This is a genomic window from Ectothiorhodospiraceae bacterium 2226 (assembly GCA_013348725.1).
Lineage (GTDB): Bacteria > Pseudomonadota > Gammaproteobacteria.
In genome coordinates, this window is the sequence record CP054689.1 from 1,757,786 (window position 1) to 1,780,918 (window position 23,133).

14 protein-coding genes and 2 pseudogenes are annotated in these 23,133 nt (G+C 66.0%); 11 read left to right on the plus strand and 5 right to left on the minus strand.

The genetic code is table 11. The features are described 5' to 3' along the window. The first annotated feature begins 83 nt into the window (after positions 1-83). Together HUS23_08445 and HUS23_08450 are read left to right on the plus strand one after the other, a co-directional pair. A complete protein-coding gene (locus tag HUS23_08445; protein QKT03847.1) occupies positions 84-530 on the plus strand; it encodes a YaiI/YqxD family protein in 447 nt (148 codons plus the stop codon). Continuing rightward, positions 496-972, plus strand: a complete 477-nt coding sequence (locus HUS23_08450) for a DUF192 domain-containing protein (protein QKT03848.1) — start codon at positions 496-498, stop codon at positions 970-972. The genes HUS23_08445 and HUS23_08450 overlap by 35 nt, the downstream gene beginning before the upstream one ends. A 22-nt stretch (positions 973-994) precedes the next feature. On the opposite strand, the gene HUS23_08455 is transcribed toward HUS23_08450, so the two are convergent. Then, positions 995-2,167, minus strand: a complete 1,173-nt coding sequence (locus HUS23_08455; protein ID QKT03849.1) for a GGDEF domain-containing protein — start codon at positions 2,165-2,167, stop codon at positions 995-997. A gap of 275 nt (positions 2,168-2,442) precedes the next feature. Between HUS23_08455 and HUS23_08460 the strand changes: the two genes are divergently transcribed. The 3 genes from HUS23_08460 to HUS23_08470 all read left to right on the plus strand — a co-directional run bounded on the left by HUS23_08460 (position 2,443) and on the right by HUS23_08470 (position 4,737). Next, positions 2,443-3,609: a diguanylate cyclase gene (locus HUS23_08460; GenBank protein QKT03850.1), complete on the plus strand. Its 1,167-nt coding sequence runs from the start codon at positions 2,443-2,445 to the stop codon at positions 3,607-3,609. 112 nt (positions 3,610-3,721) lie between these two features. After that, complete coding sequence (locus HUS23_08465; GenBank protein ID QKT03851.1) at positions 3,722-4,141, plus strand: hypothetical protein; 420 nt, start codon at positions 3,722-3,724, stop codon at positions 4,139-4,141. After that, the gene (locus HUS23_08470; protein QKT03852.1) at positions 4,138-4,737 is read left to right on the plus strand and encodes a class I SAM-dependent methyltransferase; all 600 of its coding nucleotides are present in this window, start codon (positions 4,138-4,140) and stop codon (positions 4,735-4,737) included. Before HUS23_08465 ends, HUS23_08470 begins: the two co-directional genes overlap by 4 nt. Positions 4,738-4,877: 140 nt before the next feature. Here HUS23_08470 and HUS23_08475 read toward each other — a convergent pair whose 3' ends face one another. The 4 genes from HUS23_08475 to HUS23_08490 form a co-directional block, all read right to left on the minus strand. Beyond that, positions 4,878-5,993 (minus strand): methyltransferase domain-containing protein, encoded by a 1,116-nt coding sequence (locus HUS23_08475; GenBank protein QKT03853.1) that lies wholly within the window; start codon positions 5,991-5,993, stop codon positions 4,878-4,880. A 135-nt stretch (positions 5,994-6,128) separates the two neighbouring features. Next, a complete protein-coding gene (locus HUS23_08480) occupies positions 6,129-6,431 on the minus strand; it encodes a hypothetical protein (protein QKT03854.1) in 303 nt (100 codons plus the stop codon). Between the two features lie 74 nt (positions 6,432-6,505). Further along, positions 6,506-7,588, minus strand: coding sequence for a homoserine O-succinyltransferase (locus HUS23_08485; protein ID QKT03855.1), 1,083 nt, complete (start codon positions 7,586-7,588; stop codon positions 6,506-6,508). A 15-nt stretch (positions 7,589-7,603) separates the two neighbouring features. Further along, complete coding sequence (locus HUS23_08490; protein ID QKT05017.1) at positions 7,604-8,467, minus strand: ATPase; 864 nt, start codon at positions 8,465-8,467, stop codon at positions 7,604-7,606. 396 nt (positions 8,468-8,863) lie between these two features. On the opposite strand from HUS23_08490, the gene HUS23_08495 reads away from it, so the two are divergent. The 6 genes and pseudogenes from HUS23_08495 (at position 8,864) to HUS23_08520 (ending at position 22,826) form a co-directional block, all read left to right on the plus strand. After that, positions 8,864-11,584: a carboxypeptidase regulatory-like domain-containing protein gene (locus HUS23_08495; protein QKT03856.1), complete on the plus strand. Its 2,721-nt coding sequence runs from the start codon at positions 8,864-8,866 to the stop codon at positions 11,582-11,584. A 32-nt stretch (positions 11,585-11,616) separates the two neighbouring features. Then, complete coding sequence (locus tag HUS23_08500) at positions 11,617-15,441, plus strand: hypothetical protein (GenBank protein ID QKT03857.1); 3,825 nt, start codon at positions 11,617-11,619, stop codon at positions 15,439-15,441. Between the two features lie 78 nt (positions 15,442-15,519). Further along, entirely contained in the window at positions 15,520-18,513 is a 2,994-nt protein-coding gene (locus tag HUS23_08505; protein QKT03858.1) for a hypothetical protein, read from the plus strand. Between the two features lie 502 nt (positions 18,514-19,015). Then, positions 19,016-20,653, plus strand: a pseudogene (locus tag HUS23_08510) (hypothetical protein). Positions 20,654-21,005: 352 nt separating this feature from the next. Next, positions 21,006-21,251, plus strand: coding sequence for a hypothetical protein (locus tag HUS23_08515; protein ID QKT03859.1), 246 nt, complete (start codon positions 21,006-21,008; stop codon positions 21,249-21,251). Positions 21,252-21,814: 563 nt separating this feature from the next. Further along, positions 21,815-22,826: pseudogene (locus HUS23_08520) on the plus strand (IS110 family transposase). Positions 22,827-23,133 lie beyond the last annotated feature (307 nt).

The window sequence follows — 23,133 nt, forward strand, 5'->3', positions numbered from 1 at the left end:
AGGTGCCGATGCACCGCAAAGCCCGTAGACTAACCCTAAACTTCCGGGCACGGCTGCCCTAAGCATTGGGACGGTAAGGTGAAATGAATATCTGGGTGGATGCGGACGCCTGTCCCGGCGCGATCAAGGAGATTTTGTACCGCGTCGCGCAGCGCCGACAGTTAGCGGTGACGCTGGTCGCCAACCGCGCGTTGCGCGTGCCGCGCTCGCCCTACATCAAGGCGGTGCAGGTGGGGGCCGGTTTCGACGTAGCCGACAACCACATCGCCGCGGAGGCCGCGCCGGGCGACCTGGTGGTGACCGCCGATATTCCGCTCGCGGCCGCGGTGATCGCCCAGGGCGCGCACGCGCTCAACCCGCGCGGCGAACTCTACACCACCGAGAACATCGGCGAGCGGCTCGGCATGCGGGACTTCATGGACGAACTGCGCGGCACGGGCGTGGCGACCGGTGGGCCGCCGCCGCTCGGGCCGCGTGAGCGGCAGGCCTTCGCCAATGCGCTCGACCGGCTGCTGGCGCGTTGTGGTTGAGCGCAACAGGGCCGCCGCGCTGCTGCTGGCGCTGCTGCTCGGGCTCGGCGCCAACGCTCTGGCGGCGTCGGAGCGGGCCGTGGTGGGGCTCGCGGACACGCAGTTCCGGGTGGAGGTGGTGCGCGAGCCGCCCGACCGCGAGCGCGGCCTCATGTTCCGCGACACGCTGCCGCCGGGCACCGGCATGTTGTTCGTGATCGACCCGAGTGAGCCCGTCGCGTTTTGGATGAAGAACGTCCGCTTCCCGCTCGACATTCTGTACTTCGATGACCGGGGGCGGTTGGTGGAGGTGGCCGCCGAGGTGCCGCCGTGTCGCCGCCGTCCGTGTCCCGTCTACCCCAGCCCCGGCCCGGTACGCTACGTGCTGGAACTGCCCGCCGGCGAGGCGGCGCGCCTTGGGCTTGCCCCGGGTGCCCCGCTACACCTGCGGAATGAGCCATGAGGCGCGGGCCTCGCCGCGCCGCCTAGGCGTGGTACAACCCATAGCGGTCCCCGTCGGCACGCTTGGCGGCGTACATGGCGGCATCGGCGCGCCGCATCAAGGCGTCCGCATCGACATCGGCGGCGCCCGTAAATGGGTAGATGCCGATGCTGGCGCTCACCGTCACCGTCTGCTCCGGACGCGCGGGATCGATGGCGATGGGTTGAGCGAGCGCCTGCAGGATCTTGCGCGCCACGAGCTCCGCCTCCTCGACGCCGTGTAGATTGCGCACGATCACGAAGAACTCGTCGCCGCCGACGCGCCCTACCGTGTCGCCCAGGCGCAGGCAGGCGCGCAGGGCGCGCGCGAGTTCGCACAGCACGCGGTCGCCCACCACGTGCCCGTAGGTGTCGTTGATCGGCTTGAAACGGTCGAGGTCGATGAACATTGCCGCGTGCAGACTGCCGTCGCGCTGTGCCTGAGCGATTGTCTCTCTCAGCCGTCGGCGGATGTAGGCGCGGTTGGGCAAGCCGGTGAGAAGGTCATGCAGGGAGAGTTTCTCGTGGTGCTGACGCTCGGCCTCCAGGGCCAAGGTGTCGCGCACCATCAGTCGGCGCTGGCGTTCCGACAGGTAGGATGCCCCGCCGCCGATCACGTGGGCCCCAAGCAGCAGGAAGTTCTGTGTCGCCAGCAGCGCGAGGTCCGGCGGTTGTTGTAGCAACAGCGCCGCGTTGTACGCGACGCTCGTGATCAGGCCGGTCGCCAGGGCGTAGACGAACGCGAGCCCCGACAGCAGGTAACTCCAGAACAGCACCAGCAACAGCAGTGCGAGGTAATAGGGCGCGGCATCTGCGCCCAGGATGGCGGCCTTGAGCGCGACGCCGGCCCCCGCTGCGATCGCGCCCAGCCCCAGGGCGAGCTGGTTCCAGCGTACGAAGTGGGCAGTGTAGCTGAGGGCGAGGATGCCCAGACCCGTCAGCATCACTACCGCGCGGGTGCCCCACAGGTACCATGGCGACACGCCGGCCGCCAGCCAAGGATCCAACACGCCCGCGGCGAGATACAGCGCCAGTCCGATCACCAGTGCCACGCGCGCGTGCGGACGCAGCCGTTCGGCATGGTGCGAGGCGTAGGTCGCTTCCATCCGCCGCTCGGCGAACTGCAGGGTGAACTTATGGAGGCCTTCGGCCGCCGCTCCGCGCGTTCGGTGCTTCATGTGTGCTCGAAAACGTGACGAGCATCGCATTTTGATGCCTGCGGGGCGATTACGAAAGGATTTTCGCTTTCTTTCGTGAGCGCTTTGGAATATTGCGCACACACTCTTGCGTTGCATCGAGGATGCTTGTGTGGTCTCGATGGCCGTGTTGCGAAAACGCGTGCACGCCGGACGCGAACACATGGCGCAATACCGCAAGACGCCTACGGGAAACATCTAATCGTCCCGTCTGCGGCGCTCCCTTATACTCGCCGTCACGACAGGAGGTCGGGTACATGGACGAACAACGCAAAGGGCAGGGACAGCCGGCGGCGCAGGACGCGCCACTCTCTTATCAGCAGGCGCTCGAGCGCTTGGTGGAGGCCGTGCAGGCCTTGTCCCTGGCGCGCGACGTAAGCGCCATCGGACGCATCGTCGCCGCCGCCGCGCGGGAGCTCATCGGCGCGCAAGGGGCGACCGTGGTGCTGCGCGAGGGCAGCGCCTGTTACTTCCTCGAAGCCTCCGCGATGCCCGCCGACTGGAGTGCCAAGCGCTTCGCGCTCGACAGCTGCATCAGCGGCCGGGTCATCGAGCAGCGCACGGCCTGCGCCATCGAGGATGTGCAGGCCGATCCGCGCATCGCGGCCGAGTCCGACGTCTGCCGCTCCGTCAAGAGCTTGGCCATGGTGCCGGTGCGCTCGGCCGAGCCGCTGGGCGCCATGGCTGCCTACTGGCGCACTCAGCACCACATCACACCCCCCGAGATGCGCCTGCTGCAAGCCTTGGCCGATGCCACCGCCGTGGCGATGGAGAACATTCGCGTCTACCGCTCGCTGGAAGAGCGTGTGCGCGCACGCACGGCGGAGCTGGAGGCCTCCAATCGGCGCTTGCAGCATGAGGTGGCCGAGCGTCAGCGTGCCGAGGCCGCGGTGCGCAAGCTGGCACTCACGGACTCACAGACCGGTCTGGCCAACCGGCGCGGTTTCTTCCACGACGCGCGGCAGAAACTCGAACTCGCCGAGCGTCACGGGCTCGACTGCGCGCTGCTGTTCGTGGACGTCGACGGCCTGAAAGCGGTCAACGACACCCATGGCCATCAGGCCGGCGACAAGCTGGTGGGGGCTGCCGCGAGCGTGTTGCAGCAGACCTTTCGTCAAAGCGACGTGGTGGGCCGCATCGGCGGCGACGAGTTCGCCGTGCTGGTGGTCGAGGGCTGCGACGCGAGCGCCGCCTGCAGCCGTGTGCAGCAGGCGGTGCGCCGTTTCAATCGCCACAGCGAGCTCGGCTTTACCCTCTCGCTCAGTATCGGCGTGGTGCCCTACAGCGCGGGCGACGCGCTCGACCTCGAAACCCTGCTCGACCAGGCCGATGCGCGCATGTACCGCCACAAGCACGCCAAGCGCGCGGCGCGCCAGTGCGCGCCCTTGGCTCCCGCGCCCGCTCCTCTCGTCAAGCACCTTTAGGGCGGCCTGAGGCAATTCGCGCGGCGCGGATTAGAATGAGGATGCGGGCCCGAGCGCCTGCATCCGCTGTACGCGGCGCCCCGATCGCCGCGGCCGCACGCGAGGAGGTCTCATGCGGACTCAGGAACGCTTCTACCGCCCGGCCGAGACAGGCCGTGAACCGCGCTGCTTGCCCGCCGCCTTGTACAACGGCCTGAGGCTGTTGCAGCAGCGCGCCCCCGAGGGCTACGCCTTTCTTCCCCTCCGCTCCATGCAGTACCTCGCCGTTATCGACCCCGAGGAGATGTTGTTCGTGGACGGTATGGGGCCGCGCATCATCGAGATCGCCTGGCAGCGGTTTCGCCCGCAACGCCGCGCCGGCCTCAATGAACCCGTGCCGTTCGAAGTGGTGTATTACGCCGCGGGCGCAGCGCGCACCATGGAGCGCTTGCTCGCGGAACTCGGCCCGGCGCTGCGGCTGCGGCATCATAAGGACCGTGCCCGCCCGGCGCCCCCCGCGCCGGTGGTGCGGCTGCGAGACCGCGCCCGATGAGCCTGAGCTGGAACGAACGCTACGCCGAGCCGGGTTACGCATACGGCACCGAGCCCAATACCTTTGTGGTCAGCGTGGCCGACCGCATCCCGCCGGGGCCGGTGCTGTCGCTGGGGGAGGGCGAAGGGCGCAACGCGGTGTACCTGGCCGGGCGCGGCCACGACGTCACGGCGGTGGATGCCTCGGACGTCGGTCTGGCCAAGGCGCGGCAGCTTGCCGCCGAGGCGGGGGTGACGGTGGCGACGGAGGTCGCGGACCTCGCCGACTTCGAGCTGGGCGAGGGCGCCTGGAGCGCCATCGTGTCCATCTTCTGCCATGTGCCGCCGCCGGTGCGCCGGCGCGTGCACGGGGCCCTCGCGCGTGCCCTGGCACCGGGCGGCCTGTTCGTCTTCGAGGCCTACGGGCCCGAGCAGCTGCAGCACGGCACGGGCGGGCCGCGCGACCTCGCCTTCCTACCCGATCTCGACACCTTGCTCGCGGAGCTCGGTGATCTGGAGATCGTCAGCGCACAGGCGCTCGAGCGCGAGGTGCGCGAGGGCCGCTATCACACCGGCCCCGGCGCGGTGATCCAGATTCTGGCCAGGCGCGCGCCTTAAGCAGCGGCGGGGCACGAAGGCCGCGCCCGCAACTCGCAGGTGGGGTTGGAGTCAGTGCCGCCGCGCCCGGACACACGCCGGACGCGGCTGTTTGAACACGGCGAGACGGCCCTTTTGCAGCCGCCTAACGGCGCCGCCGATCAGTGGGCCCGCAGGCGCGGGTCGTAGCTGCCGTTCGGTTTGCGCATGACGTAGTAGTCATTCTGGAAGTCATGCTCGAGCTGATGCACCTGGATGTCCTCGAAGCCGGCGCGGCGCAGGTAGTCGGTCGCCTTCTCGCGTCCCCACATGGTACCCAGGCCCTCGCCCCCCTGCGCGAGCGAGACGCTCATGCAATGCATGCACGAGATCGCGTATAGCGCCGGCCCGATGGGGTGCTCCATGTTGTTCTGCAGGTCGCTGGAGCCGTGGATGTCCTGCATGAGGTACACACCGCCGGGGCGCAGGGCGCGATAGATCCCGCGCAACAGTTCGAGCGGCTGGGCCTGGTCGTGCACGGCATCGAAGGTGGTGATGAGGTCGAAGGCCTGCGCCGGTGCCTCCTCGGCGAAGCGGCTGAGATCGCGCGCCTCGAAGTGGACGTTGCCGAGTCCGCGCGAGAAGGCCTCGCCGCGTGCCCGCTGTACCGCCTCATCGGAAAGGTCGTAGCCCACGAAGCGGCTGCGCGGAAACTGCTGCGCCATGAGGTTGAGCGCGCGTCCGCTGCCGCAGCCGGCATCCAGCACATCGATCCCCTCCTGCAGCCGTGAGGTCAGTCCCGGGGCGAGCGGCAGGATGTGGTCCATGAGCGCGGGGAGCACGGTCTGGCCGCTGTCTTCCGCCATCACGTCGTGGAAACGGGGATAGCGCTCGTAAGGCACACCGCCGCCATCGCGAAAACACGCGAGGACATCGTCCTCCACCGAACCCAGTACCGAGATGTACTGCATGAACACGGCAATATTCTCGCCGCCGCGGGTGAGAGAGGCCGCATGCTCCGGGGGCAACGCATAGCGGCCGGTGACCGGATCGTAGCTGACGATGCGCCCGGTGGTCATTGCGCCGAGCCACTCGCGCACGTAACGCTCGTTCAGGTTCGCGCGCTGCGCGATCTCGGCGCTGGTGGCGGGCGGGGCGGCGGCCATGGTGTCGAACAGGCCGCTGCGGTGCCCGAGGGAAATCATCAAGCTCAGCGCGGCCTCATTGAAGGTGCCGATGAGGCGATTGGCGAACGCCTCGGTGCGTTCGTTCTGACTCTGCTGTGCGGCCTGTTGCATGACCGGCCTCCTTGCGTCGCAGACGGGGGGTCCTTCTGAATACGCCCTCTGCGTTAGCCCGGTCAAGGGCCGGATGCACAAGCATTATTTGCCAAAATTTCCCTTATGTCCTTGCGGCGATAAGAGGCCGGCGCCTCACTCCTCGTCCTTGCTCGGCAGCGCCTCCGGCGGCTCGCGCGGCGGGTCGCCGGGGCGCGTGTCGCCCTGCTGGACGGGCGGCGCCGCCGGCGCCTTGCGTACCCCGGCCCGCTCGCGCTCCTCCTCCGGGGCGGCGGTGCCAAACGGCTCGCCGGGTTGGGTGGCCGCCGCCGAGCCGCCGGTGCCGCCGGGCGGGGCGGCGCCGCCCGGGCCGAGTCCCGCGCCGGAGGCGGGGCGGCTGGTGCCGCCGATGCCGGGGTCCGGCGTCTGTTCCTGATCCTTGTCGGGTCGTTTGTCCATGGCCCTTCCTTGTGGCTACGGAGTACGAACCTTCAGTGTAGGCAAGTCGGTCCCGGTGCGGGTGGGCGCGGGGCCTAGCGCCGGGCGCGCCGCGCCAGCCAGCCCAAGGGGTCGGCCGGGTCCACGCCGGCCATGAACGGCACGCGCCGGTCGTTGTTGGTGGTCTGGTACACCTTGCCGACCCAGTTGTTGATGATGGCCTCGGCGGTGTCGTGCCAGGTGTTGTCCAGGCGCGGCGCCATCAAGGCCTCGGGCAGCGCGGGCGGTGTCGCGCCGCGCGCGAGCGCGGCATCGAGCTGGTCGCGGTACTCGTCCAGCATGGCCTGCGTCTGCAGGGTGAAGTAGTTCTCGGGGAAGGGCGGGTAGTCGGCGCGGTCGCCGGCGACGTAGCGGCCCACCTCGCGCTTGTACTCCTTCAGCAGGCTGATGGTGTCGTACTCGGGGTGGCCTTGGAAGAACACCAGGCGAAAGCCGTCCTCGCTCACCGCGAGGTGCACGCCCGCCTCGGCGCTCTCGGCCAGCACGTGCAGCCCGGCGGCCTCGAACTGGGCGCGCGAGATGTCGTTGAACCGCGAGTGCGGCACGTCGAAGCGGGTGTTCACGCCGGCCACCAGCGGGTGCGTCGCGGCCACCCGATGGCTGTACACGCCCCAACGCTTGTAGCCCATGGGACGGCGCCGCTCGCCGTAACGAAACTGCATCACGGCGTGGGTGGCGAGGCAGGAGCAGAGGGTGGAGGTGACGTTCTCGTAGGCCCAGTCGATCACCCGGATCAAGGGCTCCCAGAACGGCTGGGTGGCCAGCTCCGGCCCGACCACGTTGGCGCCGGTGATGATGAGCGCATCGAGGCCCTGCTCGCGCACTTGGTCGAAGGTCTCGTAGTACCGCTCGACATGTGCGCGCGCCTCGTCGCCGCGCGGCAGCTCGGGCAGCGTGAAGGGGTGCACGTAAAACTGCGCGATCTGGTTGCTCTCACCCACCAAGCGGAAGAACTGACGCTCGGTGGCGGCCAGCGCCGCGTCGGGCATCATGTTGAGCAGCCCGATGTGCATCTCGCGGATGTCCTGGTGCAGCGCGACGTCGCGCGGGACGACCGTCTCGCCCTCCTGGCGCAGGCGCTCGAAGGCCGGCAGATCGGTGTTGGCAACCAATGGCATGAATCGCTCCCTCGTTCAGACCGCGCGCGGCGGGCCGTCCTCGCGCTCGAGCACGCGCTCGATCAGCGCGAGGAAATCCTCGTCGCTCCGCACCGCGGCCATCTCCTGCGTGGTGACCGTATACCCGTATTGCGCGGCGATCGCCTGATAGCGCGGAATGCGCGCGTAGAAAAGGCGCGGAAACATCCAGCGCACGAAATCGTCCGGGTCGATCATCGCGACATACGGCAGCTCGCGCTCCTTCATATAGATCGCGAGCTGCTCGTCCAGGAACTCTTCGCGGTAGTAGAGCGGCTTGGGGTCGCTCTCGGCGCGGCGGATCAGTTCGTGCTCGTCGTGCTCGGTCGCCTTGATATAGAGGATCAGCGTGTGCTCGGCGAGCTCGCGCAGCACCTCGGGGTCGTCCAGCTCGCACACGCTGCCGCCGGCGTCGTTCACGAAGTGGCGGTAGCCGTAGATCGCCTGCGCTTTGCGGATGAACTCCGGCACGTCGCGCATGGCCTCGACCTCGGCCGCGTGGTGCAGCGCCTGGCGGCGCTTGAACTCCGCCAGCGGCAGGCCGCCCTGCTCGGGATTGCCGAGCTTGCCGAGGAAGCTCGACACCGGGTGCAGGTTGTCCACTGTGATGTTGTTGCAGAAATAGATCGAATCCGAGCGCAACAGATCCCGCAGGAACGGCACCTGCATCGCCTGCTGCTTGATGTTGTCCAGAATCGGCTCGTCCAGGTAGCGGGTGCCGATGCGGTAGTCGCCCGAGTAATGGAACCAGTCGTTACGGCGCAGCATGTGCGCCAGGCGCGTCTTGCCCACGCCCGACATGCCGAGCAGGGTGATGCACTTGTGCGGACTGTCGCGGAACTCGCGCGCGCTGAGTTTCATGGAGGCCCCCGGGTTGGTGAAGCGGCTATTGTAGGGCATGCCCCGGCGCCACGTCAGCGCGGGGGGCAGCCGCTAACGAACGGCCCCTGCGCTGCCGTTCCCGCCGACTCGCCGCGTCGGGCGGGTTCAGGAGCCACGTCAGTCTCGCCGGTCAATGTTTGTAGGCCAATGCTTACACTGGAGCTCATGCGGCACGTAGGTGATTGACGTGCCGGATTAATGCTCCGGCCCGCGCATGAACCCCCCGAAATCCTGTTGGTTGCCCACTGCGCTACCGGCACTGTAAAAAGCCGCCTTCCACGACTGTCGGAACCGCGTGTGATGAGGACGCCGCGCGCCCAACTCAAAAGGGCGCGCACCCCGCCGGTCGAACAATAACAACAAAGGGCGGCGACCATGGGTCGGCTTTTCATCGAGCCAGCACGCGTGCTGGTTACTCTTCTACTGCTGCTTACGGCCGCACCGGTGCTTGCCGCAAGTGCCCAGGCGCTCGCCTGGTTGGATGCGCAACGCCAGGCCGACGGCATCTACCACACAGCAGACTCGGTGGCGCTCGAACCCCAGGTGCTGACCGAAATCCTGCTCGCGCGCGCGGCACACGGCGATGACCTTGCCGCGACGCCCGCTTCGATCTGGACCCGGTTCAGCGCCTGGGCCGAGGCAGATACCGAATTTCTCGCGGGCTGGATCCGCGCGGCGGCTGCCGCAGGCCATGACCATGCCGTAGCGCTCGGCCAATTGCGCGCGCGCCAGAACGAAGACGGCGGCTTTGCCGACCAACCTGACGGCCCCAGCACGGTGTTGGCAACGGCCTTTGCGCTGCAGGCGCTGCACGCCGCCGGCGTGGACAGCGGCGCCGTGCTAGGCCCTGCGGTCGGTTTTCTTATGAGCCGCGCGCGCAGCAGCGGCGGTTGGGCGGTGGGCACCAATATCTCCACCGTCTATACGAGCGCGCTCGCCCTCCAGGCGCTGGCGCCCTTGGCGGGGCGCTACAACCTCGTCGCGACCATCGATGGCGCCGTCACCTACTTGCTGAACCAGCGCGTCGGCGGCGGAGCGTATGCGTCCGACTGGGAGACCGCGCACGCCTTGCTCGCCCTCATGCCGGTGCTCGCCGACCCGGGACGCTACGGCACCACCTTGCGCGCGCTCGACGACGCACAAGACCTCCACGGCAGTTGGTCGGATGATCCGTATCCGACGGCGCTGGCGGTACGCGCCCTCTCCCTGGCCGAGCGCCTCTCCGATCCCCAGGCCCCGCCGATACCGCCGGCCCCCACCCACGGCACGATGAGCGGCACGCTGGTCGGCGACGCCGACGGCGCCCCCTTGAGCGGCGCCCAGATCACGGTGCAGGAATTGCCGGAACTGCAGGCCGCCAGCCTGTCGACCGGCCGCTTCGAGCTCGCCCTGCCCGCGGGTGAGCCCCTCACCCTGGTTTACCAGGCGGCGGGGTATCTGCAGGCCACGCAGCCGGTGATGGTCGCGCCGGGGGAGGTCACCAGCGTCGGCACCGTGCGCCTCACCCCCATGCCCGACCACGGCCGGTTGTTCGGGATGGTTTCGGCAAAGGACACGGGCGCCGCGCTTGCCACCGCGGTGCTGCGTCTCTCAGGGGATGTCGCGCTGGATACTCCGGTAGGAGGCGACGGCGCATTCGATGTGGCGTTGCCCGGCGGCAACTACGCCATCGCCGTCGAAGCGCCGGGCTATCACCCGGTGGCGGGCAGCTTGAGTCTGCAAGTCGGGCAGGCGATCCATTTCGCGCCGGTGCTGGTTCCTGAATCCGAGCCGCTCGACGGCACACCTGCGGCAGTGATGGGTGTCGTCCAGAACGCCGAGACCGGGGCGCCACTTGCCGGCGTATCGGTGGAGGCACCGGCCGCCGGGCTGGTGGTGCTCACCGATGCGGCGGGGCGTTTTCATTTTGAAGGGCTAGTCGCCGGTAGCTACACCTTCTCGCTAAGCCGCGACGGTTACCACGGCGCCAGCATCATGGTGGGCCTGGTGCCTTCCATTACGGCGGATCTCGGCATCATCGCTCTCCCGCCCGTTCAAGAGTCCGCCGGTCTTAGCACCGTGGTCGGTGTGGTCGTTCATGCGGACGACGGAGCGCCCGTGCCGGGCGCTCGTGCCTCGGCAGGAGCCCAATCCACCACGACCGACGGGCAGGGGCAGTTCCGCTTGGAAGGCATCACCGAGCAAGACTTCAGCTTGCTCGTCACGGCAGACGGATTCGCCTCGCGCGAATATGCGATCCAGCTGCCGGAACCCGGCACCCTGCAGATCTCCGTGGGACTGACGCCGTACGACCGCGGCGGCCTGCGCCTGAGCGGCCTGCGCGCCGCACAACCCGCGTACGAGGCCCACAGTGAGGCGTCGCTCGAGATCGACCTGGCCAACACAGCGCAGGAAGCGCAGATCGTGCGCCTCTACCTGGAGGTCAACGACCCCAGCGGGGACTCGCTGGGTGAGCAACCCGTCGCGCCGATAATGCGCGAGGAGGGGGCGCTCGATGCCGCCCACGTCACCGTCGAGCCGGGTGGCCAGCTGACCGAGCGCTTCTCCTGGTTCACCGAAGCGCATCCGCCGGGCGACTACCGGCTGAGCCTGCGCGCCTATCAGGCGTTCAACGGCGAGCTGCTGGGGGAGCGCTCGCTCGTGCTGCGCATCCTCGAGACCCGACGCATCGAACTCGTGTCGGTCAGGCCGAACCCGCTGTACCTCACCCAGGGTGCCGTTGAGGAAGTGGGCTTCGACGTCTTGGTGCAACACCGCTCCAACGTGCCGTTCCCGCTCGAGGTGACGTTCCAGCTCGCCGATCCGCAGGCGCAGGTGCTACACACCGGCACGGTGGCGCTCGAACTCCGCCCCGAGCAGACGAATCGCCTGGAAACGCTCGAGGGCACCGCGGTCGACGCGGCGTTACCCGGCGCACACCCGATCGAGGTGTTCGAGACCTCCGGCTACGCGCCAGCGGTGGTGCACGGACAGCCCCTGTACGTCGCGCCCGGCACACGCGTCGAGATTCGACAACGCCGAACGCCCGGCGTCATCGCGCCGGACGGCAGCAACCCGATCGACATCGAGATCAAGCTGGAAGGGAAGGATCAATGATGGCAAGCGCAATGAGGAACGCCCGCATCGTCATGCTCCTCGCGGCGCTGGCCGTGCTGCTGGGCATGGTCTCCCAGGAAGCGCAGGCCTCGCACTTTCGCTTCGGCCACGTGTACTGGGAGTCACGACCGGAAGTGAGTCCAAATACGGTTGAGTTCATGGTGGTCGTGGCGTTCCGGCGCAATGGTTACCGCGGTACTGCTCCGGATGGTCGCGTTCAGGTTGGCGATATCATGTCTGTCGCCACCGGCGGACTCATCAAGCCGCGCCTCAATTTCGGCGATGGCTCCGTCTCCAGTGTTCTCGAATTCGTAGTGACCGCCTACAGCGTGGAAGAGAATTGGGCGATCGGACTAGGGAGGGTTCCGGGCACTGCCGGCCCAGGAATACTGAAGACGTATGCTGCTCCAACCGCGGCAGGCGGATCGCCATGGACGGCGTTCATCAGCGACGACTGCAGGCTTACGTCGATTCGGAACTACTCATGCCGTTATCGAGTCGAGACGAAGGTCAATCTTGCATCGAGTCATCGCTCACCGCGGAGCAACCTGCCATCGATCGTTTCGTGCGGTCGTGGGCGTACGTGTCAGTTTCATGTGCCTGCGACCCAGGAAGTCGGCATCGCGACGCGGTGGAGGCTGTCGACGCGGCAGGAATCCGGCATCGCGACTCCTCCCGGGCCTCCCTATTCACAAGCCCCGCTGACCGTCGACTCGCTGACGGGCGTGGTGACATGGGAGATCGATTCGACGACCCCGCTCGGTCTCTACAGCACCGCGGTCACCATGGAGAGCTCGGATAATGGGGTACTTACGAGTGCCTCAGCGATCGAGTTCCTGGTGCACGTTGTTGATGAGGACGTCAACCAACCGCCGGCCTTCGACGTGCCGCCCACTCCTCAAGCAAACGAGACTATCTCCGTTCCAATAGGTGCGCCGCTTGAGTTTGTTGTTCAGGCCGGCGATCCCGACCTCAGCGATAATGTCACGCTCAATCACGTTGGACTACCCAACGGCGCCGAGTTCATCGCCGCGCCCGGCAATCCGGCGACCGCAACCTTCCGCTGGACGCCGACCGAGGCACAGCTCGGCGAACACCTGGTAACTTTCACCGCCATCGATAACCGCGGGCGTGCCGCTCTTCCGCATCAATTGCGCATTGCGGTCATCGACCCGGCCATCCGCGATGTCTCGGTGGTCGCCGAGGTGAACGACGACAATCTCCGCATCGCCGGCGGCTCGTTCACACGCCCACCCACCCAGATCGATCAGCACGCCGGTTTCACACGCGTGGAGTGGTATTTCCCGACCCTCACGCCGCAGGATGCCGAGGACCTCAACTTCACCGTCGATCTGCAGGCGCCTATCGGCGGCGAGCGCCGGCTCGTGACCCGCACGGTGTTCCTCGAGTACACCGACATCAACGGCAACCGCATTCGTCAGGAGTTGGACCCCCAGTACGTCGACGTGTTGCCCGGCATCTTCGCTGTCGACGTCGCCACCGACCGCCCGGTATACGGCGCCAGCGAGACGGCGCAGATTTCCTCCACGCTCGACAACCTCAGCCGCTTCACGGCGACGGCGCAGGTCGACCTCGCCGTGGTGGACGAGGTGGGCGCGTTGGTGGCGGACCTCGGCCTGTACGATGCGCCGGACCTGCTCTCGGGCGAGAGCCGCGCGTTTGAGCATCTGACCTTCGAGACCGGGATGGTGTACATGGGCCACTACGGAGTGCGCGCGCGGGCTCTTGATGCGACCGGCATCCAGGTCGCCGAAGCGTTCGCACCGTTTGAAATCCGCGCCGACCTTGCCACCAGTGTGGGGGCGCAGGTCGGCACCGACCGCCCGCTGTACCAGGCCGGGGAGACCGTGGAGATCCGGGACCGGGTGCACAACCTCGCCGCGAACCTGCTCATGCAGGACCTGAGGGTGGACACCGCCGTTCGCGATCCCGCGGGCGAGGCGCTGTGGGAGGCGAGCGCGTCGCTCGCGCAGCTGCGCCCGAACACCTTCAGCGATCTAGTCTACAACCTGCCGTTGGGGCGCGCGGCCCCGGGCACCTACAGCATTACGCTGGACGTGCATCATCCCGACGGCGCGCTCGCTGCCCGCGACATCACCACTTTCGAGGTCGCCTCCACGGCGGAGACCGGCGTCGGCCTTGCGGGCGATGTCAGCGCCTATCCCATGCCGGTGCTACGCACCGAGCGCGTGGCCTTGGCGTATCGCGTCACCAACGACGGCAACGCGCCGCTGAGCGACCTGCCGATCACCTTGTCGATCCTCGACATGGCCACCGAGCAGGTCTATGCCAGTTGGACACGCGAACTGGCATCTTTGGCCCAGGGAGCCACGGCCGATTTCGACCAGGCCTGGGATGCGGTGGTGCCGAGCTCCGGCGGCCAGTATGTCGCCGTGCTCACCGCGCAGGTCGGCGACGAGCAACGGATTCTTGCGACAGCCCCCGTGCTGGTGGCCGAGAAGCTCGAGACCGCTATCCTCCCCGAGTACCGGGGGCGCCTGCTGGCCCTGGTCGATGGCCCCACCGCGCTCATGGATGCCGAGGCCTGCCCCGGCGCGCAGGAGCTGGAGTTCGCTTTGAGCGCCCCGGTTGGGCTGCACGCGGACCACCACGTTACGGTCGATCTCTACGATGCCGCGGGCGGCCTGCTCGATCAGGAGACGGCGGTGGTGGGCGGTTTCCATTCCGCCTGGATGAACCGCGGCGCCGAAGGTCGGTTCCTCGCCCTGTCGCGCCTCGACGCCGGGCGTCTGCAGTGGAGCCTGATGAACCTATCGGCGCCGGCTGTCACGCCGCAGTTGCGCGTGGCGGTCACCGTGCAGGGGCCGGAGGGCGATCTGCAGTTCGACAGCGGCTACTTCACGCATGCCTGTGCGCCGGGGGAGGCCGACAGCCACGGTGACTTCACGCTGATCAATGCCTGGGGTGCCGATGCGGCCGATCCGCTCGGCCCGCGCGACGCCGCGAGCCTGGCGACCCAACGCCGTTACCTGGAAGCCATGCTGCGCGCCCGTGGTTGGGCGTACACCTTGGTGAGCAGTGCCGAGGCGTTCGAGCAGCAGTTCGACGCGGCGACCTATACCGCCTACGCCCTGTTCAGCGAGCACATCAAACTGCCCGAAGCACTCCTGCACGCGTTGGTTGACGCGGTCGATCAAGGCGCGGGACTGCTCGTTGCCGGCGCGCATGATCAGCGCAACGGGCGTGTCGACCAGTCGCTGGGTATCGACTTCCGCGGGCGCTTGCCGAACATCGCCGGCATCGAAGTCGACCCCCACGGCACCTTCGCCGGCGGCAACGCCGAGTTCCTGAGCGGCCTGATGCCATTGCGCGCACGCTTGGCGGGCGCCGCCCCCGTGGCCACCTACACGCCGCCGCCGCCGAATGGTGAGGCAACCGCCGCTGCGCATCACAGCTACGGGGACGGGCGCTCGGCCTACATCGGCTTCGATGTGCTGGCCGAAGGCGCACTCACCGGCTCGGCGTTCCACGCGGGCCTCCTGGACGCCGCCTTGATGCATGTGGTGGGTGTTCCACCGACGCCCGCCGCGCGCGGCCTTGCTATCGAGATCCGCAACCACGGCCACGCGGCCGACGGGGAACTCATCCTGCCCGCAGCATTCGGCGTGCAGGTGCTCGACCTCGGGCTGGCACGCCTCGACAGCGCCGGAAATCTCGTCTGGGCCTTCCACCTGGAAGAGGGGGGCATCGCCCGTCTGCCCTTGTGGCTGCGCCGCGAACCGGATGGCCCCGACGAAGTCGCTGCGCTGCTGCGGATTACGACCACCGGCGGCGTGCTGGTCGACTACGGCACAGTCATCGTCCCGCTGCCATGACCGATGGCCGGCCTCGTCGGCCGGCCGCCCAGAACACCAACAAGAACCCACGACCAGAACAATAACAGGGACATCGCTATGACCTCGCTCCGCTACTGCCGCGACGGCGCACCGCCGGCCTACCAGGCGCCCGCTATCCTTTCGCTCCTGCGGCAGAGCTACCTGAGTCGAACGCTGGCCGCGCTGGTGATCGTCGCGTTCACGATGCTCATCACGCAGCCGGTTGCGGCCGCCTTCCAGGGCGCAGCACAAACCCCGCCCGCGCCGCAACCGGTGCCCCCGAGCAAGGCGGACCAACTCTCGCGGGCGCTGCAGAAAGCGCGCGACGTCTCCGCCGTGGCCGTCGACCGCGCGGCGCGCGGGCAGGCCATCGCCGAGGAGCGCCGCGAACTCGCTACGCTGCGTCGCCAGCTGGTGGACCTGCGCGCCGAGGCCATGGCCGACTTTGCCTCCGTCGGCGCTATGCTGCAGGCGCGCGAGGTCCCGGAGGTCATCCACCAGCGTCAACGCGACGCGGTGGCCGCGTTCAATGCCGAAATGGACGGCCTGCTCGAAGAACTCGCCGAGGTGGAGGCCGCGGATACCGATGAGGGCGTGCGGCGCGGCCTCGAGCGCGCCAAGCAACGCCTGACCGAGCGTCAGCTCGAGCGCAGTCAGCACCCTTTCAATCCCAACGAGCTGCCCCACGGCCCGCAGCTCCCGAATCCGGACAATCGCCCCAAGCTCGAGGAGCACGAGTTCCGCGCCGCCGGCCTCTACAGCAACCCCCTGGTCCAGCTCGCGGCGCTGGAGAACTACCGCTTCGACACCCTGCCAGGCGCCGCCGATCCCGCCTACCTGGGCGAGACGGTCGAGGTGCCGCTCACGCCCGCCATCCGCGCCAAGGCCGAAGAACTCGGTTACGAGCCGGTCAACATCTACCACTGGGTGCGCAATCACGTCGAATGGGTCCCATCCTGGGGCGCGGTGCAGGACGCCGACCTCACGCTGTCGGCGCAGCGCGGCAACGCCATGGATACCGCCAGCCTGCTCATTGCCCTGCTGCGCGCCTCCGGCGTGCCGGCGCGCTATGTTCACGGCACCATCGAGGTCCCCGAAGCGCGCTTCCGCAATTGGGCCGGCGGCTTCGAGAGCATCGAAGCCGCCATGAACTACGCGTCCTCCGGCGGTATCCCCACCACTGGCATCACTCAGGGCGGGCGCGTGGTCACAGTGCGTATGGAACACGTCTGGGCTGAGGCGGCAGTGGACTTCCTCCCCTCCCGTGCCGCCATCATGCGCGAGGCCGACACCTGGCTCGCGCTCGATGCCAGCTACAAACAGTACGAATACCTGGAAGGGCTCGATGTGGCCGCCATCGCCAACCTCGACGGCGAGGCCTTGGCCGCGAGCTTCATGGCCAGCGGTGCCGTAGACGAGGCGGCCGGCTGGGTGCAGGGGCTGGACGCCTCCATTATCGAGGCCGCGCAGCAAGACGCCCGCCAGGCGCTGGAAGCCCACATCGAGCAAATGACCGATCCCACGGTGGGCGACGTCATCGGCGGCCGTAAGGTCGTCATCCGCGAGGCACCCGTGCTGCCCTCCGCCATGCCCTTTGCGCGCATCGTCGAAGGCGCCCGCTACGCTGCGCTACCGGCCGCCCTGCAGCCCACCATCACCTTCGGTCTGGGTGCCGACATCCTCGGCACGCCACTCGCCCAGGCCCAGTTCCCCTGGGCGCAGCTCAACAACCGCAAGGTGACCCTCTCCTTCCGTCCCGCCACGCAGGCCGATGAGGATGCGCTGCACGCGCTCCTGCCCGAAGGCGAAATCACCGACATCAGCCAGCTGCCCAGCAGCATCCCCGCCTACCTCATCAAGGTCGTGCCCGAGCTAAAGGTCGAGGGCGAGACGGAGCTTGCGGGCGCAGCCATGAAGCTGGGCGAAGAACTGGCCTTCCGGTACAGCGTGCGCGATCCGGTCCACGGCATGCGCCATTATCCAAATAAAGTGTTAGCCGGTTCGTACATTGCTGTAGGCGTGATAGGCGGCAATGTGGCCCCAAGCAGTCTGCGGGATGCTCAGAGTGAGCTGGAATCTACCCGCACGAAGCTTGGGTCAGGAGAGGATGGGCAACTCGAAGGGTTGACCCGCGAAGACTTGCTGGGCGAGATGTTTCATGCTGGGTTATTAGGCTATTTCGCGCAGTATAATGCTGTAGGACGTCTGATTGCCCAGAGTCGAGGGGGTCATTTCCAGCTCGTCAATTCGGCAGGAAGCTATGGTTACGTGCCAACCGTCACGTACTTTTTTGGTGTCCCTCGTGCTGTTATCCCTGGTGGCGTAGAAATGGACCTCGACCGGGTGGCGCATGTGTCGAATGTGGATCAACAGCCCCCCTCCATGTGGGCTGCCTTCAACTTTCATGTTGGCGCCGTAGCTTCGGCACTTGAGCATGTACTGCCCGAACAGATGTTCAAAAGGAACGGCGGCACCGGCGGGGCGGTTTCTGCAGTGAAGGCACTGCAGCTTGCCGCCGCACAGGGCCAGCGAATCTACCACATCACCAAGGCAAATCAGGGCATCATGTTGCCGGATGTCCGGCAAAGCCAAGTGGTAATGAATGACATTTCTGCGGCGCTGGCGGTAGGTAAAGAGGTTGTTGTGCACGCGAGCCCGATCAGTGTGCCAGGCTGGGTTGGTGCGGGCTATGTGATTGTCGATCCAAGTACGGGCGCCGGTGCGTGGAAGATCGGGGGAGGCGCAAATGGGGGCTTTCTCTCGGAAGATGCGGCAGGAATACTTGGGTTTATGGGGTTTGCCCTCGGGATGATAGGCGCTGGATTTGGCGCGCCCATCCTCGTGTTTCTCGCAGCTGCTATCGCTATGATCATAGCCGTTAACCTAATCCTCGAATATTTAACCGTAGATCATAACTGCTCGGGTCTTGATTACCTTATCGGTCTCGCAGTGCTGGCCGCGTTTGCTGGTATATTTGCGTCGGGTATCGGGGCGATAATTGTCATGTATGTCGGTCTAATCGCCGGAGGGGCAGCCTTAGCAACCGCTAAATCTAGCGTTTGTGCAAACTAGAGGAGACATTCTTGCAATCTGGGTTAGCCAACTTTCTGCTGTTTCTTACCGACGCGGCTATTGTAGTCTTCGCGGGCATGGCGATCTTTGGGGCGCTGAAAGGAAGAGCGTACGCGTTAGGGCGTTGGTACACCGCCGCGGAGGGGAGATCTGCATATTGGCAAGTGATTATCGGCTATGTTTTTCTCGTGATCGTGTTGGCGTATATTCGGTTCGCTGTTTATCCCGAGGCACTTTACCCCCATCTGTAATAATTGATGCTTGGCTATAGGTAACGTGAGGAAAAAGGGGTGGAAAAAGGGGGCGGTGCGTTCAACCGGTCGATGCAACAGCCCGCGTAGGTTGGGCTGACGAAAGGAAGCCCAACGTTGTTCCCGATCGCGCCGGATCGGACTACTCAGTCTGATCAGTTTTTTGCATCGCTAAAGGCGACGAGCACGCGTACGAGGGGCATGCACATCGAGAGCTTGAGGGGTGTTGGGCTTCCTTCGTCAGCCCAACCTACGTGAACTGGGCCGGCGGCTTCGAGAGCATCGAGGCGGCGATGGACTACGCCTCCTCGGGCGGGATCCCCGCCACCAGCCTCACCCAGGGCGGCAGCGTCGTGATGGTGCGCATGGAGCACGTCTGGGTCGAGGCGGCGGTGGACTTTCTGCCCTCGCGCGCTGCCATCATGCGCGAAGCCGACACCTGGCTCGCGCTCGATGCCAGCTACAAGCAGTACGAATACCTGGAAGGGCTCGATGTGGCCGCCATCGCCAACCTCGACGGCGAGGCCTTGGCCGCGAGCTTCATGGCCAGCGGTGCCGTAGACGAGGCGGCCGGCTGGGTGCAGGGGCTGGACGCCTCCATTATCGAGGCCGCGCAGGAAGACGCCCGTCAGGCGCTGGAAGCCCATATCGAGCAAATGACCGACCCGACCGTGGGCGACGTCATTGGCGGTCGCAAGGTCATCATTCGCGAGGCGCCCGTGCTGCCCTCCGCCATGCCCTATGACCGCGTCGTCGATGGCGCCCGCTACGCCGCGCTGCCGGCCGCCCTGCAGCCCACCATCGCCTTCGGTCTCGGCGCCGACATCCTCGGCACGCCACTCGCCCAGGCCCAGTTCCCCTGGGCGCAACTCAACAACCGCAAGGTAACGCTCTCCTTCCGTCCCGCCACGCAGGCCGATGAGGATGCGCTGCACGCGCTCCTGCCCGAAGGCGAGATCACCGACATCAGCCAGCTGCCGAGCAGCATCCCCGCCTACCTCATCAAGGTCGTGCCCGAGCTAAAGGTCGAGGGCGAGACGGTGCTGGCAGGCGCAGCGATGAACCTGGGAGAGGAGCTGGCGTTCAGGTACAGCGTGCGCGACCCGATCCACGGTCTGCGCCATTATCCGAACAAGGTAGTGGCGGGTTCCTACCTCGCGGTGGCGGTGGTCGGCGGCGGGGTGGCAACGGGCAGCCTACGAGAGGCGCAGGCCCGCCTCGAAGCCACCGGCGGCGCGTTGGCCTCGACGGACGATACATTGCTCGCCGGGCTCACTCGCGAAGACCTACTGGGGGACATGTTCTACGCAGGACTTCTGGGGTACTTCGCGCAGTACCAAGCCCTGGGACACCTCTCCGCCCTAAGCCAGAGCGCGCACTTCCAACTCGCAACCTCGGCGGGGACCTATGGCTACGTTCCCCAGGTGAGCTATTTCTTCGGCCTGCCCCGCGCAATCACACCGGGGGGAGTCGAGATGGACCTGGACAGGGTGGCACACACCTCCAGCGTTGACGGTCAGGGCGCCGATGCCTGGCGCCAGTTCAACTTCCAGCTCGGCGCGCTGTCCTCAGCCCTGGAGCACGCCGTGCCCGAGCAGATGTTCGTGACGCCCGAGAACCCCGGCGAGGCGGTCTCGGCGGTCAAGGCTCTGCAGCTCGCCGCCCAAGGGGGTCAACGGGTTTATCATGTCAATCAGGCCAATCAGGCCGAGGCTCTCACGAACATCCGCCAGAACAGTCTGACCATGAGCGAAATCCGCGCAGCGTTGGCGGTGGGTAAGGAGGTGATCGTGCACACCGACCCAATCAGCGTGCCGGGGTGGAGCGGCGCGGGGTATGTGATCATTGATGCGGAGACGGGAGCGGGGGCTTGGAAGATTGGGGGTGGAGCAAAGGGTAGCTTCTTCGAGGATGTGGGGGTGGGGCTGTGGATATTGCTGCAAGCCCTAATCTCCAATGCGGAGAATGCTGCTTTACGCGCTCTCGGCGCGCTCAGCCAAGCAATAGAATTCATAGAGAACGTATACTCAGCGATCACTAGTTGCCCATCGAATGCCTTGCCGCTCGTCGTTTTCGCGATCGTTGCATCTACTTTGATTTCAATTGCGTTCGTGGCGGCGGCCGCCGCGGTGGGTGGTGTGTTTGCGGCTATCGCTGCGAGCATATTCGTTTCGTCAATATTTCATTGGGCGATTGGGAGCATGTTGAACATATGTCGTCTGGTCGCAGTGAGGAGCGAAAATGATTCGACCGCTGCTACTGCGTAGTATTCTCTGGATCCTGGCAGGATTGCTTTTCATCTGGCCACTGGCGTTGATGATGGCGGGGGGGCAAACTGTGGCGTTCGTGATCGCTTCCATCGGTTGGGGGCTATTCATTCCAGCGCTTGATCACGTGGATATGAAGCCGATTCGAACGCCGCGACAGCGCTACGTAATCAGCATATCGCTCCTCATGCTTAGCGTTCTTCTTGTGCGCCCCGGCTAGAACCCCGCATACATGGCGATACAAAGGGGGTGGACGTACTTCTGTGGAATCTCTGAATACCTCCCGCGCCTTCGGCAAATCGTTGCATCGCGCGTTCATCCCAAGAAACCATGCCCTGAGACAGCAGCATCCGGTAGCTTCGGATAGCGCCCTGCATGGATAAATGAACGCTGACTCATAAGAGAGAAGATGCCGAATGGCTCGCCTTCGGCTTGGAAGACAGTCATGAGCACAGAGTCGTCCACGCTTATGCGGCCCGGAGCACGCATGCCCTGGCGCTGCAGCGGGAGCCCGCGTAGATGGGCTGAAGAAAGGAAGCCCAACGTTGTTCCCTGTCGCGCCGGATCGGATTACTCGGTCTGATCAACTATCTGCATCGCTCGACGAGCACGCGTACGAGGGGCATTCACATCAAGAGCTTGAGGGGCGTGGGGCTTCCTTCGTCAGCCCAACCCAAGCCCGCGTAGGTTGATGTGATGGTCTCCTCCCCTTTCTAACCGGCGTCATGTGCGCCACGATGGAGATGTTAAGCAACCATCGAAACGAAAGAAGAGGAGACCGCCATGAAGATTACAACGGTCGGGCTGGACCTGGCAAAGAGCGTGTTCCATGTGGTGTGTTTTGATGCCTCACACCACGAGGTTGGCAAGCGGATGCTGCGTCGAAGCGAGGTCATGAAGTACTTTTCCCACCTGGAGCCCTGCCGGGTGGCGATGGAGGCCTGCGCCGGCGCTCATTATTGGGGACGTGAGCTGCAGCGGTTGGGTCACCGGGTAAAGCTGATTGCGCCGCAATTCGTGAAGCCGTACGTGCAGGGCAACAAGAATGACTACAACGATGCCCGGGCGATAGCGGAGGCCGCGACCCGGCCGGCGATGCGCGCAGTGAGCATCAAGAGCGTCGAGCAACAGGACATCCAGGCGCTACATCGCCTGCGGGCGCAGCGCATCAAGGAACGCACTGCCCTGTGCAACCAGCTGCGGGCGTTGGTGGCGGAGTATGGACTGGTGATGAACAAGGGTGGCCTCGGTACGACGTGCTGTGCCGCAGTTGCTGGAAGACGCTGAAAACGGCCTGAGCACCCTGTTTCGCGGCCTCCTGAAGCGGGGTTATGACCAGCTTGTCGAGTTAGAGGGCCACATTGACTTCTACACTGGTCAGATTGAGCAAACCAGCCGTCAGGACGAGCGTTGCAGGCGCTTGCAGGCCGTGCCGGGATTCGGACCGATCGTGGCCAGCGTCTTTGTCGGCCAGGTGGGCGATGGCAAGGCTTTCCGGCGGGGGCGCGACGTGTCAGCGGCGCTGGGTCTGGTGCCGCGCCAGCACAGCAGCGGCGGCAAGGAGGTATTGCTGGGGATCAGCAAGAAGGGCGACGGCTATTTACGCAGCCTGCTAGTCCACGGCGCGCGCAGTGTGGTGCTGCACGCCAAGGCCAAGGACGATAAATTGAGTCAATGGATTAACCGACTGTGCGAACGACGGGGCATCAACAAAACCGCCGTCGCGCTGGCCAACAAACTGGCCCGTATGGGCTGGGCGCTGTTACGGAACGACACCAAATATTGCCCCGCCTGAGCGGATACGATAACGATACTGAGTTTGAGGTAACCTGCCGACGATTGCGAAGATAACGTGAAGTGATGACATCACAGGTAAGACCGGCGTATTGAAAACCTGCTATGCCCATAGGCTGATTCAAGCCGATAGGTTGATGAGGACGATACGCGCAGCTCACATCAAGGCCAGAGAAGACATCTCCTCATCAACAGGCCGGATATATGGAAGCAATCCTGTCACTGTCTGAAACACACGGTATCTTGCAAGCGGGGAGGAGACCATATATGGGCTGACGAAAGGAAGCCCAACGTTGTTCCCGATCGCG

Coding starts and splice junctions, on each gene's coding strand:
- HUS23_08445 (QKT03847.1), top strand. CDS start 84: ATGAATATCTGGGTGGATGCGGACGCCTGTCCCGGCGCGATCAAGGAG.
- HUS23_08450 (QKT03848.1), top strand. CDS start 496: ATGCGCTCGACCGGCTGCTGGCGCGTTGTGGTTGAGCGCAACAGGGCC.
- HUS23_08455 (QKT03849.1), bottom strand. CDS start 2,167: ATGAAGCACCGAACGCGCGGAGCGGCGGCCGAAGGCCTCCATAAGTTC.
- HUS23_08460 (QKT03850.1), top strand. CDS start 2,443: ATGGACGAACAACGCAAAGGGCAGGGACAGCCGGCGGCGCAGGACGCG.
- HUS23_08465 (QKT03851.1), top strand. CDS start 3,722: ATGCGGACTCAGGAACGCTTCTACCGCCCGGCCGAGACAGGCCGTGAA.
- HUS23_08470 (QKT03852.1), top strand. CDS start 4,138: ATGAGCCTGAGCTGGAACGAACGCTACGCCGAGCCGGGTTACGCATAC.
- HUS23_08475 (QKT03853.1), bottom strand. CDS start 5,993: ATGCAACAGGCCGCACAGCAGAGTCAGAACGAACGCACCGAGGCGTTC.
- HUS23_08480 (QKT03854.1), bottom strand. CDS start 6,431: ATGGACAAACGACCCGACAAGGATCAGGAACAGACGCCGGACCCCGGC.
- HUS23_08485 (QKT03855.1), bottom strand. CDS start 7,588: ATGCCATTGGTTGCCAACACCGATCTGCCGGCCTTCGAGCGCCTGCGC.
- HUS23_08490 (QKT05017.1), bottom strand. CDS start 8,467: ATGAAACTCAGCGCGCGCGAGTTCCGCGACAGTCCGCACAAGTGCATC.
- HUS23_08495 (QKT03856.1), top strand. CDS start 8,864: ATGGGTCGGCTTTTCATCGAGCCAGCACGCGTGCTGGTTACTCTTCTA.
- HUS23_08500 (QKT03857.1), top strand. CDS start 11,617: ATGCTCCTCGCGGCGCTGGCCGTGCTGCTGGGCATGGTCTCCCAGGAA.
- HUS23_08505 (QKT03858.1), top strand. CDS start 15,520: ATGACCTCGCTCCGCTACTGCCGCGACGGCGCACCGCCGGCCTACCAG.
- HUS23_08515 (QKT03859.1), top strand. CDS start 21,006: ATGATTCGACCGCTGCTACTGCGTAGTATTCTCTGGATCCTGGCAGGA.